This is a genomic window from Mycobacterium helveticum (genome assembly GCF_007714205.1).
In the GTDB taxonomy this organism is placed as follows: Bacteria; Actinomycetota; Actinomycetes; order Mycobacteriales; family Mycobacteriaceae; genus Mycobacterium; species Mycobacterium helveticum.
The window spans coordinates 1-14,715 of sequence record NZ_VMQU01000129.1 but is presented as its reverse complement, the minus strand read 5'-3'; the positions used below and the strand labels follow the sequence as shown (position 1 = coordinate 14,715).

At 62.9% G+C, this 14,715-nt stretch carries 8 protein-coding genes, 4 pseudogenes and 1 other annotated feature; of the genes and pseudogenes, 7 read left to right on the top strand and 5 right to left on the bottom strand.

The genetic code is table 11. The features are described from left to right. The 4 genes and pseudogenes from FPZ47_RS22605 to FPZ47_RS30755 all read right to left on the bottom strand — a co-directional run. A pseudogene (locus FPZ47_RS22605) lies at positions 1 to 679 on the bottom strand (transposase); the annotation flags it as partial. Positions 680 to 863: 184 nt separating this feature from the next. Next, on the bottom strand, positions 864 to 2,651 hold the full coding sequence (ltrA, locus tag FPZ47_RS22600; protein WP_046186391.1) for a group II intron reverse transcriptase/maturase: 1,788 nt from the start codon (positions 2,649 to 2,651) through the stop codon (positions 864 to 866). A gap of 712 nt (positions 2,652 to 3,363) precedes the next feature. Then, positions 3,364 to 4,602, bottom strand: a complete 1,239-nt coding sequence (locus tag FPZ47_RS22595) for an IS110 family RNA-guided transposase (protein WP_007172236.1) — start codon at positions 4,600 to 4,602, stop codon at positions 3,364 to 3,366. Positions 4,603 to 4,934: 332 nt separating this feature from the next. Further along, positions 4,935 to 5,258, bottom strand: a complete 324-nt coding sequence (locus FPZ47_RS30755) for a hypothetical protein (protein ID WP_007172237.1) — start codon at positions 5,256 to 5,258, stop codon at positions 4,935 to 4,937. 137 nt (positions 5,259 to 5,395) lie between these two features. On the opposite strand from FPZ47_RS30755, the gene FPZ47_RS22585 reads away from it, so the two are divergent. The 6 genes and pseudogenes from FPZ47_RS22585 (at position 5,396) to FPZ47_RS30750 (ending at position 12,647) form a co-directional block, all read left to right on the top strand. Further along, entirely contained in the window at positions 5,396 to 6,286 is an 891-nt protein-coding gene (locus tag FPZ47_RS22585) for a metal-dependent hydrolase (protein WP_172975555.1), read from the top strand. Positions 6,287 to 6,331: 45 nt separating this feature from the next. Continuing rightward, positions 6,332 to 7,897, top strand: coding sequence for a flavin-containing monooxygenase (locus tag FPZ47_RS22580; RefSeq protein ID WP_007172240.1), 1,566 nt, complete (start codon positions 6,332 to 6,334; stop codon positions 7,895 to 7,897). A 162-nt stretch (positions 7,898 to 8,059) separates the two neighbouring features. Next, positions 8,060 to 8,266: pseudogene (locus FPZ47_RS22570) on the top strand (transposase); the annotation flags it as partial. A gap of 369 nt (positions 8,267 to 8,635) precedes the next feature. Continuing rightward, positions 8,636 to 9,514: pseudogene (locus tag FPZ47_RS22565) on the top strand (IS110 family transposase); the annotation flags it as partial. Positions 9,515 to 9,568: 54 nt separating this feature from the next. Then, a protein-coding gene (locus FPZ47_RS22555) for an IS3 family transposase (RefSeq protein WP_087588774.1) occupies positions 9,569 to 10,827 on the top strand; the annotation gives its coding sequence in 2 pieces (ribosomal slippage) (positions 9,569 to 9,872 and positions 9,872 to 10,827; 1,260 coding nt in all). Then, positions 9,868 to 9,999, top strand: a sequence feature (AL1L pseudoknot). (Overlaps the previous gene by 132 nt.) Before the next feature lie 479 nt (positions 10,828 to 11,306). After that, positions 11,307 to 12,647: pseudogene (locus FPZ47_RS30750) on the top strand (IS256 family transposase). Between the two features lie 352 nt (positions 12,648 to 12,999). On the opposite strand, the gene FPZ47_RS22540 reads toward FPZ47_RS30750, so the two are convergent. Then, a complete protein-coding gene (locus tag FPZ47_RS22540) occupies positions 13,000 to 13,449 on the bottom strand; it encodes an SRPBCC family protein (protein ID WP_007172254.1) in 450 nt (149 codons plus the stop codon). A gap of 315 nt (positions 13,450 to 13,764) precedes the next feature. On the opposite strand from FPZ47_RS22540, the gene FPZ47_RS22535 reads away from it, so the two are divergent. Continuing rightward, positions 13,765 to 14,466 carry a TetR/AcrR family transcriptional regulator gene (locus FPZ47_RS22535; RefSeq protein ID WP_033721584.1) on the top strand — a complete coding sequence of 234 codons (702 nt, stop codon included), beginning with the start codon at positions 13,765 to 13,767 and terminating at the stop codon, positions 14,464 to 14,466. Positions 14,467 to 14,715: the final 249 nt, after the last annotated feature.

The following is a 14,715-nucleotide window of genomic DNA, read 5'->3' as shown; positions in this document are numbered from 1 at the left end:
ATCAGCCCAGAACTCAGTCGATCCCCGGAAGCCGTCAGCCAGCCCGACGAGCTCCATGCGGCCATCAGCACGGACCCCGATCATTACCAGCAAACAGAGTTTCTCCACCTCAAGGCGCACCTTGAGGTGGATGCCATCCACCCACAAATACAGGTAATCGGTGCTGGATAAGTCACGCTTGCCGAAGGCTTTGGCCTCGTCCTGCCGCTGCGCGGTCAGCCGAGTAATCTCGGTCGCCGAGAGCGCCGCGCCCGTGCCGAGGAAATGCTCCGGCGCCGGGCCGAAATCCCCGCTGGACAGCCCGTGCAGGCACAGCAGCGGCAACACCTCGGTCATCTGCGGCGACTTGCGCGCCCACGCCGGCAAAATCGGGGAGGAAAACCGGCACCGCTCACCGGTGTCAGCGTCGATGCGCTTGTCGTTGACCCGCGGGGCCTTGACCGGCACCGCCCCAGCGGCCGTCAACACGGTCCGCTCCTCGTGGTAGCCGTTGCGCACCACTAGGCGATGCCCATTCTCGTCAACCTGATCGGTGAACTGCGCGATATAGGCCGACTTCGGCCTCCAGCGCCGCCGCAAGCATTTGCCGGGCGCCATCGCGGACGACCTCATCGAGTAACGAGCGACCCGAACCGGTGTTGTCGTTGGACTCGTCGACGTCGTGAACTACCGTGAGCATGGGCGTACCTTCCCAACCAGCGCGCCAACGCCGGTCCTTGATCAGACAAACCGAATTCAGAGCACCCTCGGGAAGGCGGCGCCCCTTCAGGCTGCCTCACCGAGGCTCATGTCGGGTAGGACCGCCGCATTGCTGCGGCGGTCCCCCCTCAGAACCGTACGTGCCAGTCGTCCCGGCATACGGCTCAAGCAAGCCCCGAGGACGTTGCGGGAACTGCGTAATTCGTTGGGCTCCCGCGCAACTTAGCCCGAAGGCTGCGATGGCAGGAGGCGTGTACCAGGTGGGTCTCGTCCAACCGGGCCAGCCGCCCGTGGTGGGTGAGATGCTCGGCGGCGATGGCTCGCTTGACAACTCCTAACCACCACCGTTCCCATTCGGAGGGCGACTGCGGGGGTTGATCGACGGTCAACAAATGATCGCCACACAGCGGGCACCGTCCGTCCTGCTTGGCGAGCAGGCGCAGGTTGTAGCTGTCCAGCGCGGGTTTGACCTTGCGCCGTCGTTCGGCCCAGTAGCTGGCCAATTCCGGGGCGTCGGGAGACGCCCGGCCCGCGACTAGCGTGTGTCGGACGATGTGAGTCCAGGAGAATTTGACCAGACACGCGATGTTTTCACGGCGGTCATCCAACGGCCGTTCGGGATCGCCGAACACCCACTGATCGTTCCTGAACTTGTTGAACCGACCCCAGTGGCGGCGTGCGATCCACTTTTTCGGCTTCTTCGGATGCGGTCGGCGCGCCCGCCCGGAGGTGAGCCGCCACATATAGTGGTCCAGCGAGCTGAAAACCTTGCTGGACACCGCACCTCGATAGTAGGCGGACCATCCCCGGATAATCGGGTTCATCCGGGCGATCACCGCCCTGGCGTTGGAGCCGCGCAGCCTGCGCATCTCCTCGGCCAACCGTTTGCGGATACGCTCGATCGCCTCCGGGCTCGGCTTGATCAACAACTTGCCCGGCCGTCTACCGTGGCGGTAGCAGCGGATGTTGAATCCGAGGAAGCTGAATCCCTCTTCGAGGTGGACGATGCGCGTCTTATCCTCGTTGAAGACCAGACCCCTCGGAGCCAGCCACCGGGCAAGCTGCGCCTTGACGTGTTCGGCCTGCTCACGTGAATGGCAGCAGGCGACCATATCGTCGGCATATCTCACCAGAACCGGGTTGCCCGCTATCGCCGCGCCGGCGTAAACACCGGTCGAACTGCGGTAACGAACTCCCGCGGCCTCCTCCAGGCCATGCAGTGCCACGTTCATCAGCAACGGGCTGATCACCCCGCCCTGCGGAGAACCCTCCTCGGTCGGCGCGAACCCGCCGTTCTCGATCACCCCGGCTTTCAGCCACTTTCGGATCATTTCCTTGGCCGGGAACGACCCCAGCTTGTCGAGTAGCCGAGGATGGTCGATTCTGTCGAACGCGGCCGACAAATCGGCGTCCAGAATCCATGCCCGTTGGGCTCGTGGCCCTTTGAGCGTGAGGAAAAGGGACTGGATCGCATCGGCACAGCTACGGCCCGGGCGAAACCCGTAGGAACGGGCCTCGAACCGAGCCTCCCACTCGGGCTCCAGCGCGTTGCGTACCCGCGCCTGATGACAGCGGTCCATCACCACGGGGATACCGAGCGGACGCTGATTTCCGTTGGCCTTCGGAATATACACACGCCGAACCGGCAAGGGCTCCCACGACGACCGCGAATCATGCACTCGCACCGCAATATTCGCTCTCGCCTCGGGCGACAGGGCAACCTCCCCATCGATCCCGGCCGTTCGACGCCCAGCATTGCGCTGAGTCACCTGTCGCACACTGACCAACGTGTTCGACCAGGAACCCAGCATCAGTTTCTGCAGCGACCGGACCGAGGCCCAGTCCTGCTCCCGCGTCGCCTTGAAGATCCTGCGCCGCAACCTCGCTACGTTTTCCTCATGGACACGCCAATCCACGACGGTCCAATCGAAAACGCCCTCCGGTCCGTTCACCTCTACGGTGTCCAACTTGCCCTTCCGGTTCGCAAGGCCCTCGGTCTCGGTATTTCAAAGGCTCACCTGCCCACGTCAGCGCCCTTTCGAGCCCAGCCACCACGCTGGTATCCGACCGGTTCCCCATGATCGCCGCCCAGGAGGAGCGGCGGCACCACGACCACAGGTCCCGCTGCCTTTCGGCCATCGGCATTCGCTTCTTGAGCATCCTGTTCCCGCCGAGGGATTCCGCCCCTCTCACGATCGGCCTACCGGCCCGAAGGCCGGACCCGACGGGGTTTCCACGTTCCGCGCATACGAGATACGGCCGGGGAGGGCGCCCTCTATACCCCGAGACCAGCGGTGTTCGCACGACCGGCCTGTGGCCTCCGGTCGCCGCTTGCCGCCACTGCCAGCGGCCGGGTCCTATCACCCGGGTTCTCAACCCGTCTTCCCGGGCTTCAAATAACGAGGCGTCATCAAGGGTTCATTCGCATTCGCCCGTCCGGCCTTCCCTCGCCCGGTCGTTCCCCCAGACGGAACGGGGGCCCTTGGGCTTCTTCCCTGAGCTTCGCACGCCCACGGGCAGGACCCGTCGACGCACGTCAGGGCGGGGATCGGTCACGAACACCAACCGAGAACTACGCGACCGGCATCGCCGACCTCCACTCCACGAGCTCACTCACATGCGCGACATCGCGTCGCACCCACAGACCTCCGATCTTGTTAACAGTCAAGCGGCGGCTCGTGTGGGGTGCGTCGGGGGTGGTCGGTATGCCTTGATTGGGTCGTAGGTTTGGCTGGTTTGCAGGCAGTGGTAGAGCTGGCCGAGCATGCGGTTGTAGAGGTGGCGCAGGGCTGCGGGGTGGCGGTCGCCGTGGTCGCGGCGTGTCAGGTAGTGAGCGCGGGTGGGTCCTTCGCAGCCGGCCGCGATGAACGCCCAGACGAATCCGACGGCGGCAAGTCGGTTGTTCTTCACGTGCCGGTGAGTGATGCGGATGCTGCGCCCAGAGGCTTTGGTGACGGGCGCCGACCCGGCGAACGCCTTCAATGCTCGGGCGTCGGCGAATCGTGTTCGGTCGTCGCCGATTTCGGCGAGCAGGCGGGCACCGGTAAGGTCGCCGACCCCCACAAATGAGGTGATGATCCTGTGGTCGGCGTGCTGGGCAAAGGTGGCGGCGGTGGCCTCGCCCAGCCGGTCGACGTTGGCGCACTCAGCGTCGAGGGTGGCCAGCAATGCGACTGCTTGGATACCGAAGGCGTCTTCGACCGGGGCGGGGTGTCGCAGCTGCGGCAGCCGCAGCTGCTGGTGGATTGTCGCCGCGAGCGTGGTCAGGCCGCGTTGGCGTCCGGCGCGGCGCAGGGCGGCGGTGATCTGCGGCTTTGACAGCCGCGCCGCCTTGGCCGGGGTGGCAGCGATGGCGAGCACCGCACGAGCTTCGGGTGCGGTGATTCCGCCGGGACGGTCGGCGAAGGCGTGCAGGAAACCCGGGAAATATTCCCGCAGCAGCGACCGCAGTTCGTTGCCGGCCCGGTTACGCCGCCAGGTGGCGTCCTGGTGGGCACGGGCCAGCACGGTGATCGATTGCGCCAGTTCGGTGTCGGCGGGTAACCGACGATGCTGGTCGATGTCGGTACGCAGGATGTTGGCCAGCGTGACCGCATCGCCGTGGTCAGACTTCTTGCCCGACATCGACGTCCGTTCCCGATAGCGGGCCACCGACATCGGGTTGATCGGGTAGATCGGTCGACCGCTGGCCCGCAACACGGCGACCAGCAACCCGCGCGGGGTCTCGATCGCGACCGGGATCGGATCCTCAGGGTCGTCGTCGGCATCGGCCAGCATGGCGGTCAGTTCGGCGAATCCGGCGACCGACTCGGGGATGCGCCGTCTGGCGACCAGCCGACCGTCGGCATCCACCAGCGCGACGTCATGATGATCCTGGGCCCAGTCGATCCCACACGTGACCATGGACAAATTTACCTCCTTGGTTGTCGAAATGTGTTGGGTGCGTGACCCTTTGTGAGAACGCGCGGCGCCCTAATAGCAAGGCTCTGATGGCCTGACCTCCGATTGAGCCGTTCGCGACCCCAGCAACCCGCACGACCCCCAGTCTTTGTCAGAGCTCAACGGCTCCCCGTCGATGAGGTGTCGATCGTGCAGGCGGGCTCGAACCACGTTCCCCACCCCAACCCCTTCCGAGGAGCAGCCGGTCACGACACGCCGACCTCGCCGTTCTCCCGGCAGGTCTAGCCGACCCCGGTATCGGTCAGGCGTTCCGTCGACACTCGCTGGCCGACCGCTCACTCGGAAGGTCGCAGAGCAGCCGGCGTTCCCGCCTGTGGAAGGGGGTCTAGCCCCGAGTTCTGATCAGGAATCGTCCAGTGCCCTACAAAGCTATTAGGTTCCTGATCATTGCTCCACCGCAGCGCCGTCGGGCGGGTATCACGCTGTCTGGCCAGGCGGTCAAATTCGAGGACCAGGTCCTCGCCGGTGATGCCGCGCGCCACCCGACCGTCGACGCATTTGCGGGTGTGTTCGTCGATGATCGAGACGATCTTTGATCTGGCGGCGGTCAGTGGTGCCATCGAAATGGAAGTCAACAGCCACACCCGCTTCAGGCGCATCTGCGTACCCCGGGCATGGCGCTTTCTGCGCCCGCGTCTCCCCAAGCGAGCGAGCGGGACATTTGACTTGTAGCACCACGTCTACACCCGATACTATCGGTATCCGAAACTGGATGTTCGAGGAAGGGCAGCCTGTCATGGTCGACGGAGACATAGGACAAGGGGCAGTGACCACTGCAAGTGCGGCAAGTGTGGGGTCTCGGTATCCGAGAACCCGGCGGATACGTTTCCCCTTTGGCGAGGGCAGCAAGTATTTCTTCGATGACGACATCATCTTCAGCCACCTGTGGGCGAACTTGTCGGGGTCGTTCCCGCCGGGGGAGGAGTTGTTCATTCGGTCGGTGCGCCGGTTTGCCGATGAGATCGCCGATCCTGGGTTGAAGAAGCGGGTGGCCGGGTTTATCGGTCAGGAATCGGTGCATGGCCAGCAGCATCGGGCGCTCAATGACAAGCTCGTTGACATGGGGTATCCGATTGGGTGGTGGGATTCCGAAAAGTTTGTTGATTGGGTGAAACGCATCGAGGAGGTGCTGCCGGCCCGGATTCCGCTGGCGGTGACAGCAGCCGCAGAACACTTCACCGCGATACTTGCTGAGCGGCTGCTCGGCGATGAGGACTTCCGGGCGATCCCGGGTGATGCGGAGGTGTGGAATCTCCTGAAGTGGCATGCGCTGGAGGAACTTGAGCACAAGTCGGTTGCCTTTGACGTATTCCGCTCGGTGGGGGGTACCGAGCGGGTGCGTCGACGTGTGATGGCGGTAATGATCCCCCTTCTGCTCCTCCTCATGAGTGGCACGCTGGCGTATTCGGTGGCGCGGGATCCCGAAGCGTGCCGTCAGCCAGTGCGACTGGTGCGTGAGACCTATCGGGTCTACCGCGGTCCGATATTTCGGGGTTTGATCCCAGAGCTCAGGCAATACTTGCGACCGGGATTTCATCCCGACGACATCGACACCAACGCGTTGCTCGAGCAATGGCAGGAGGAACTCTTCGGCACCAAGGGGGCCCTGGTCGGCTACCTGAAGTGACCGAATTTCACCGAGACCGTCGCCAAGAAGGGAGCAAGCAGTTTTATGTCCGAATCCTTTGACGTTGTGATTGTGGGTGCGGGTATTTCCGGTATCAGCGCTGCCTGGCATCTGCAGGAGCGCTGTCCCAACAAGAGTTATGTAGTTCTAGAGCGCAGAGCTGATCTGGGTGGTACATGGGACCTGTTCAAGTATCCGGGCATCCGATCGGACTCCGACATGTGCACCTTCGGGTTCCGTTTCAAGCCGTGGCACTCGCCGCGCTTTACCGTTGATGGCGCCACGATCAAGGATTATCTCTGGGAAGCTGCCGCCGAGAGCGGCATCGACAACCACATCCGGTTTGGTAGCCAGGTATTGTCTGCGGACTGGTCGGACGCCGACAGGCGCTGGACGATCAAGGTGGCTGGGGACCGCCAAAAGACGACCGAGATCACGGCCGCGTTCCTGTTTGCGTGCAGCGGCTACTACGACTACGACCAGGGGTATCGTCCAGAATTCCGGGGCGAGAAGGATTTCGAAGGAATTATTGTTCACCCGCAGAACTGGCCCGAAGACCTCGATTATGCGGGTAAGAACGTCATCGTCATCGGCAGCGGTGCTACCGCAGTGACCCTTATTCCGTCCCTCGTGGATTCAGGCGCTGGCCAGGTAACGATGCTGCAGCGTTCACCGACTTACATCGGATCGCTGCCAAACATCGACCCCATTGCCGTGCAGCTCATCAAGTGGTTACCGACAAGGAGCGCGGACTTCGTCAACCGCTGGAAGAACATCCTGTTAGCTGTGGCGCAGTACAGACTGGCGCGTCGCTTTCCCCGTTCCATGCGAAAAGCGCTGATCGCTTGGGCTAAGCACCAGCTGCCCGCAGGCTATGACGTGGATAAGCATTTCGGGCCGAAGTACAACCCGTGGGATGAACGGATATGCCTGGCCCCTAACGGCGACCTTTTTAAGGCCATTCGGGACGGCAAGGCCGATGTAGTCACCGATACTATCGACCACATCACCAGGACCGGGATCAAGCTTTCCTCGGGTCAGGAGTTGACGGCCGACATCATTGTCGCCGCGACCGGTTTGAACATGCGGCTGTTCGGCGGCGCCAAGATTACCCGTAACGGCCAGGTCGTCGACGTCGCGAAGTCGATGACCTATAAGGCCATGATGCTATCCGACGTCCCGAGCATGGCGTTCACTATCGGTTACATCAACGCGTCCTGGACACTGAAAGCAGACCTGGTGTCTGAATACGTCTGTCGCTTACTCAACTACATGGATGCGCACGGCTACGACACCGTCGTAGCTCCCCACCCTGGCGAGGATGTCGAGGAACTGCCGTTCACGGATTTTGCGCCCGGCTACTTCCAACGCGCGATGGATCAACTCCCTAAGTCTGGATCCCGCGGTCCATGGAAAGCAAAGCAGAATTACCTCTTCGATGTCCGTCAAATACGCCGCGGCAAGATCGATGACGGTCTGCGCTTCACGACCAAAGCATCCCGGCCGGCAACTCTGCCGGCCTCGACATCACACCAAAGCACTTCCGAAATGGCTTCTGGCTCAAACCGAGGAAACGGTGAGCACCGCACAAATCCGCTCATCGCCGGATAATCCAACGGGGACTGTCTCGGTGAGTCCGGAGACTTTCTGATGTGAGAGCTCAGCTGGCGGCTGCTCTCTCGCGTTGAGCGTAATAGGCGGCCTCGAGTTCGGCTGGCGGAACATCGCCGCAGTATTCATACAGGCGGCGGTGGTTGAACCAGTCGATCCGCCGTGCGGTGGCCAGCTCGTTCGACCACCACGCCTCCACCTGAGGGGCTGTTGGCGCAGATGACCAAGGCGGTGCTCCAACGCGCTTTGGATGTCGAGATCGCTGATCACCTGGGCTATGAGTACGGCGATCCGGCTGGTTATGGCTCGGGCAACTCCCGCAACGGGCGCGGCCGCAAAACCGTGCTCACCACGGCCGGAGCGGTCGACCCGACTTTATCAAACTAGCTTCTCGGGCGCGCTTCGCTCTCACCGTGGTGATCGAAAATTCCGCGAGCCAGTTGCGGTTCCGAACGGGGCCTGCGCTGGGTTCAGCGTCCAGGCGGCCGACGGTTCATGCTGGAAGGTGTTTCGGTTGACCCCGGTTGCACTATGTTGCCTGTGAGCCCGCAAATTAGCCTGAGGGTGGAGAGCCCCCCATCCACGGGGACCGTGGAATGTTGCCGTCGAGCACGAGTGTCAGAATTCTGTTTCATCCCGCTCTCCTGTCAACGGCGACACGGGGTCAGTTTTCAGACGACGCCGACATCTCCCCGGAACACGCCCCTTTGTCAATCCTGTTGGGAGGCGGTGAGTTCGATGGATGTGGTGCACCCGCGGTGCGCGGGAATCGATTGCTCGAAGAAAGACGCGAAGGTCTGTGTGCGGATTCAGGGCCATGGACGCAGAGGAGCGTCGTCGACAGTGACGACATGGGGTGCCATGACATCACAGATCCTGGCGTTGCGTGAGCATCTTATCGCGCAGAAGGTCACGTGTGTGGTGATCGAGTCCACCAGCGACTACTGGAAACCGTTCTACTACCTGCTCGACGATGAGCTGAACATGATGCTGATCAATGCGTCGCGGGTGCGCAATGTGCCCGGCCGCAAGACCGATGTGTCTGATGCTGCGTGGCTGGCCGATCTCGGGGCTCACGGGCTGGTGACGGCGTCGTTGGTGCCGCCGCCGCCGATTCGTGTCGGCGGCAAGTGAATACTGACCAGTGCTTGCCGACTCCTGATCAGTTTTCGATTGCCGTTGACAATTCGCGCGCTGCGGGATCTGACCCACGCACGCACGCACATCACCCGGGAATGCTCGCGCGAGGTAATGCGGTTGGAGAAGCTGCTCGAAGACGCCGGGATCAAACTCACCTCGGTGGCCACCGACATCACCGGAGTGTCCGGACGAGCGATGCTCGAGGCGCTGATCGCCGGCCAGAACGATCCAGCCATGATTGCCGATCTGGCCAAGCGGACGCTGCGCCGCAAGATCCCGGCGTTGACCGAGGCGTTGATCGGCCGGTTCAGTGAGCATCACGCGTTTATGTCCCGGTTGTTCCTTGACCGCATCGATGCTCACACCGCCGATATCGGTCGCCTCGATGAGCGCATCGAGGAAGCGATGGCGCCCTTTCGCCTCACCCGGGAACTGCTGATGAGCATTCCGGGATTCTCCGGCAAGACTGCCGAGGTGTGAATCGCCCTGGAAATCCCGGAGGCTCCTGACCTTGGAAACGAGGATGCAGGTATGCCGAAGGAACAGTCGTCTGGGAAGCCCACGGCGCGTCGTTACAGCCCGGAGGAGAAGGCCGCTGCAGTGCGGATGGTGCGGGCACTGCGTGCCGAGTTGGGCACCGAGCAGGGAACGGTGTCACGGGTAGCCCGCCAGCTCGGCTACGGGGTCGAGTCGGTGCGCTCCTGGGTGCGTCAGGCCGATATCGACGACGGGTATGCACCTGGGGTGTCCACTGCGGAGTCACAGCGGGTCAAAGAGCTCGAGCAAGAGATACGAGAACTGAAGCGGGCCAACGAGATTCTGAAACGAGCGGCCAGTTTCTTCGGCGCGGAGCTCGACCGCCAACACAAGAAGTAGTCGACTTCATCGACACCCACCGTGGGGAATTCGGGGTCGAGCCCATCTGCACCGTCCTGCGCACCGCAGGGGTGTCGGTGGCCCCGAGTACTTACTACGACACCAAGGCACGGCCGCTGTCGGCACGGGCCCGTCGAGACGCCGAGCTGGCGCCCGCCCTGGTGGCGCTGTGGGACAACTACCGGGTCTACGGCGCCCGCAAGCTGTGGAAAGCCGCCCGCCGTGCCGGCCACGACGTCGGGCGAGACCAGGTCGCCCGACTGATGCGCGCAGCCGGCATCCAAGGAGCGCGGCGCGGCAAACGGGTCCGCACCACCAAACCCGACCTGACAGCGCCTCGCCACCCCGATCTGGTCAAGCGGAAGTTCACGGCGACTACGCCGAACCAACTGTGGGTCACGGATCTAACATTCGTGCCGACCTGGGCTGGGGTGGCGTATGTGTGCTTCATCGTCGATGCCTACTCCCGGATGATCGTGGGCTGGCGGGTGGCCTCCCACATGCGCACAACCATGGTGCTCGACGCGATCGAGATGGCCCGCTGGTCACGTGGAAACACATTGCCGGGCTTGACATGTCACTCCGATGCCGGGTCCCAGTTCACTTCCATCCGCTACGGTGAACGTCTCGCCGAGGTCGGTGCGGTGCCCTCGATCGGCACCATCGGGGACAGCTACGACAACGCTCTGGCCGAGACCGTCAACGGTTACTACAAGGCCGAGCTGATCTACGGGCCGGCTCACACCGGGCCCTGGAAGACCGTCGAGGACGTCGAGCTGGCGACCCTGGCCTGGGTGTACTGGCACAACACCAGCCGCCTACACAGCTACCTCGCCGACGTTCCTCCGACCGAGTTCGAAGCCACCTTCTACGATGCACAACGGACCGACCAACCCCTGATCGGAATCCAATAACCCGAGCCTCCGACAGAACCAGGGCGATTCATCACGCAGCTCCGGCGGATACCTCCTCAATGAACCACCTGACATGACTCCAACCTTCCCAAGAAGTGGAGTCTCCGGACATGCCGGGGCGATTCAGTGTGGAGCTCTTAAAGGCCATGGCCTGCATTCCAGACGGTCGCGACGAACGCTATAGTTATTGGCCATGAGATTAGATTCGATTCGCCGTTCGGGCGTTGTAGTGCTTGTCTTGGCCACGGCCTCGGTAGCAATGGTCGTGGAGGCGCTGGGGTGGCGCCGTTACCTTGTGCTGGGCACGGCCACACTAGCACTTGTCGTCAAGGCGGCGGGAGGGCGGCGTCGCCTCGGCGTCCGGCGCAGTCTGGGAAGAAAAGGCAAACGAACGGTCGCGTCCTAAAGCCGGTGTAAATGGGCCGGGCATAGGTTCTGCTTCGAGACCTACCAAGTCATCGAAGAAAGGACCTATGCCCGTGCCTGCACGAGTATCGCCGACTGATCGTGTTCGCGCCAAGATCGACGAGCTGTTCGCATCCGATCGTGAGCTGCCCGAGATTCTGGAGGAGGTGGCCCGGCTCGGCGCACAGTTGCTGATGCAGGCCGCGCTGGAGGCCGAGGTGACCGAGTTCCTCGGCCGTGACCGCTACCAACGCGCCGCGGCCGCGCCGGATGCGCAGCCCCGGGGCGCGCAATGGTTATCGGCCAGCGACGGTCAAGACCACCGTCGGCCCAGTCACCCTGGAGCGGCCCAAGCTGCGCGGCACGACCGCCGCGTTCGTCTCACGCCTGTTCGGCAAGCACGTCACCAAAACCAATGCGCTGGAATCGCTGGTGATCGCCTCGTTCGTGCGCGGACTGTCGGTGCGTGATGTCGAGGCCACCCTTGCCGATGCGCTCGGTGATCAGGCCGCGATCTCGAAATCGACTGTCTCGCAGGTATGCCAAGCGATAAAAACCGAGTACAACACCTGGGCGCGGCGCCCCTGGGCGATGTCGTGCTCGATTAGCTGTTCCTGGATGCCTCCTTCTTCCGGATGCATCCCGGCTCGCCGGCCGAGCCGATCCTGGCCGCGTGGGGCGTCACCACCGCCGGCAAGCCCGTCTTTGTTGGCCTGGCCCCCGGCGTGGTGGAGTCGACCGAGGCCTGGGCCGATTTCCTGACCGATCTCACCGACCGTGGGCTAGCGTGCCCGCTGCTGGTCATCTCCGACGGTGCCCGCGGCCTGATCGCCGCGATCGAGCAGGTCTTCCCGACCGCGCTGCGGCAACGCTGCCTGATCCAGCGGTTACGCAACGTGCTGGCCAAGATCCCGGCCGGGATGCAGGCCGAGATCCGCGACGGCTACTGGGCCTGCTTCGACACTGAGGACCTCAAAACCGAGCCCGGTCCGCGGCTGGTCGAACTGGTCGACGCCCGGCTGACCGCGTTCGCTACCCGCTACACGACCACCTACCCGGCAGCGATGAAGATCATGCTGACCGAGCGCGAGGGCCTGACCGCCTATCTGCGGTTCCCGCCCGAACATCATCACCGCATCCGCCACTCGAACTTCATCGAACGCACCTTCGGAGAAACCCGCCGCCGCGCAAAGGTTATCGGCCGCTTCCCTGGCGAGACCAGTTGTAACAGCATCGCCTGGGCCGTGCTCGACCGCGCATCCCGCGGCTGGCGCGGACTCACCATGACCCCCGCCGGGCTGCGCCAGCTCCAAGACCTGCGCCGCAGCCTGCTGCAACCACCCCGGCAACTGTGGCCCCAGCACACCCCGGACTTCGCTAGCAGCACCACCGAAACCGTCAGCGCCACCGCGTAGCATCACTCACCGAAGCCAGAACCTCCGCAGGCCGATTTACACCGGATTCCGGACGCCACCCAAACGAACTAGTGCCCTGAGTCATTAATTTTGGTGCAGTAGTTGCCGACGATGCTGATCAAGATTTGGTCGACGGTCTTGGTCCAGACGTATGGGGGCCCTCGTTCCGGGTTTCGACTACTGCGGTGATCGCCGCCCACTGCGAGGGGTACTGCGGATGCACCTCAGCGACCATGCGCACTGCACGCTCACGAAGCTCGTCGGGATACTTGCTCGGGCGTGCCATAACTCGAATCCTCCCAAGATCGGGAGTCTCCGGAAACGCCGGGACGGCTCAGTGTGTGGGAGCTGTTCAGCAGGTGCGTAGACATTGCCGACGCAGTGCTCGTTCAGTGTGTCGGATACCTGAACCAAGCAACGGCTCGATAGCGCGCTGGAGGACTTTGCCCGCGAGCCCACCGGGGAACTTGTAGTCGGCAGTTATGTCAACGCGGGTCACTGCTGATCCCATCGGCGTCGTGGCAACGGCTGCCAAGGCAACTATGCCGTTGTTGGTCACCAAGGCCTCTGTGATGCGCCGGCACGGCTCCCACTCGGTGATGCGACTCGTTCCGGTCATCGCGATTGGGCCGATCTTGCCGGTTCCTCGAAATTCGGCGCCGACCCCGTCTGATAGTTCGCCGATTGGCGTAATGGTGCGCAACCCAAAGACCCACTCCGGCATCCGGCGGTAGTCGACAGCGTAGTCGAAAACCGCCTCAGCCGGCAATTCTAGAGTGCCAGACGCGAACACCATCGTCATGCGCCACCAGCCCAGGCCAAAGACTCCGCCGTGGCATCGCCTACAGAATGATCCCTGCAGTCAGTGCGCATGGGTTGATGGTGGCATCACCGTCACAACCCGTCAATAGAATTGGATTTCGAATCTCCCTCGTGGTGGGTCGGCCGGCCGCTACGATGAATCGCGTTCATGATGGTGAAGACGGATCGTCACGCGCGGCGCGACGTTCAGGCGCTTCCAGGCGGGCACCGAGAGGCTCAACGCGTGAGGAGTTGCCTGACGCACCGTTGGCTTGTGCAGTAGCTTTAGCTTTTAGATTAGAATTTCGGGGTGTCGATGAACCTGGGTGCCGTGGGGCGGCTGCTACCGGAGTTGACCGGAGATGCCCGAGCCGATCGTTGGCGCGAGCATCGAGCTGCTGTGCGGGCGGAGCTGATAGAAGCGACGCTTCGCGCGATCGACGAGTATGGGCCTGACCTGTCCATCGACGATGTCGTAAAGACCGCGGGGATCCCCAGGCCCAAGCTGTATCGATTCTTCGCGGATAAGGACGCCTTATTCGCCGCGGTCGGCCAGCGGGTGCAGGAGATGATCATCGAGCAAGTCGTGCCGCAGTTTGATGCCGCCACCACGGCGCTGGAGCTGGTCAGCTCCGCGGTGGCCGCTTACGTCGGGCTCGTGGATAAGCGGCCTAATCTTTTTCGTTTCCTGGTGAATTCCCACTTCAGGGACGGGCGTTCGCCCGCGGATTTGATCGAGGGCGGCAGGCCGCTCTCGGACGCCACGGTGGATGTTTGGTCAGCCGCTATCGAGGCGCGTGGTGGCGAGGGCGCCAACTTTGAATATGTTGTGGATGCTGCTCTGGGAGCGGTGGGACTTGGTGTGCTGCGCTGGCTGAATTCCCCGACCGTCAGCAAGGATGCCCTTGTCGAAGAGTTGACCGCTTTTTTGTGGGGCGCCTTTTCGGCAATTGCGGAAGTGCGTGGGGTGCACCTCACTCCTGACACGAAGCTAGAGTCATCGGCCGAGGCAAATTAAGCGGTCGCTTTCCCAGTTCGGGCGGCTGGCGGCGCCGACATGCTGAACCTGCCCTGAACCGTAGAGGCATACACTACGAGGAGTGGATGTGCCGGAGACACGGATCGGGAGTGGAGATATCGTCAAGACCTGTGGATCGGTGAGTTTCAGGCGACCTGCGATCCGACGGTTTGAGGCTCAGCTGCCGACGGTTCGGGTGTGATGTCGATAGGCCGTTCGAGCGGCTTGCCCTTGTGGAAGACGGCGCTG

What these genes read in the sequence shown, in the direction of transcription:
- FPZ47_RS22540 (WP_007172254.1), bottom strand. Translation starts at nt 13,449, where the DNA reads ATGACGATGGTGTTCGCGTCTGGCACTCTAGAATTGCCGGCTGAGGCG.
- FPZ47_RS30755 (WP_007172237.1), bottom strand. Translation starts at nt 5,258, where the DNA reads ATGCGCCTGAAGCGGGTGTGGCTGTTGACTTCCATTTCGATGGCACCA.
- FPZ47_RS22535 (WP_033721584.1), top strand. Translation starts at nt 13,765, where the DNA reads ATGAACCTGGGTGCCGTGGGGCGGCTGCTACCGGAGTTGACCGGAGAT.
- FPZ47_RS22580 (WP_007172240.1), top strand. Translation starts at nt 6,332, where the DNA reads ATGTCCGAATCCTTTGACGTTGTGATTGTGGGTGCGGGTATTTCCGGT.
- FPZ47_RS22595 (WP_007172236.1), bottom strand. Translation starts at nt 4,602, where the DNA reads ATGGTCACGTGTGGGATCGACTGGGCCCAGGATCATCATGACGTCGCG.
- FPZ47_RS22585 (WP_172975555.1), top strand. Translation starts at nt 5,396, where the DNA reads ATGGTCGACGGAGACATAGGACAAGGGGCAGTGACCACTGCAAGTGCG.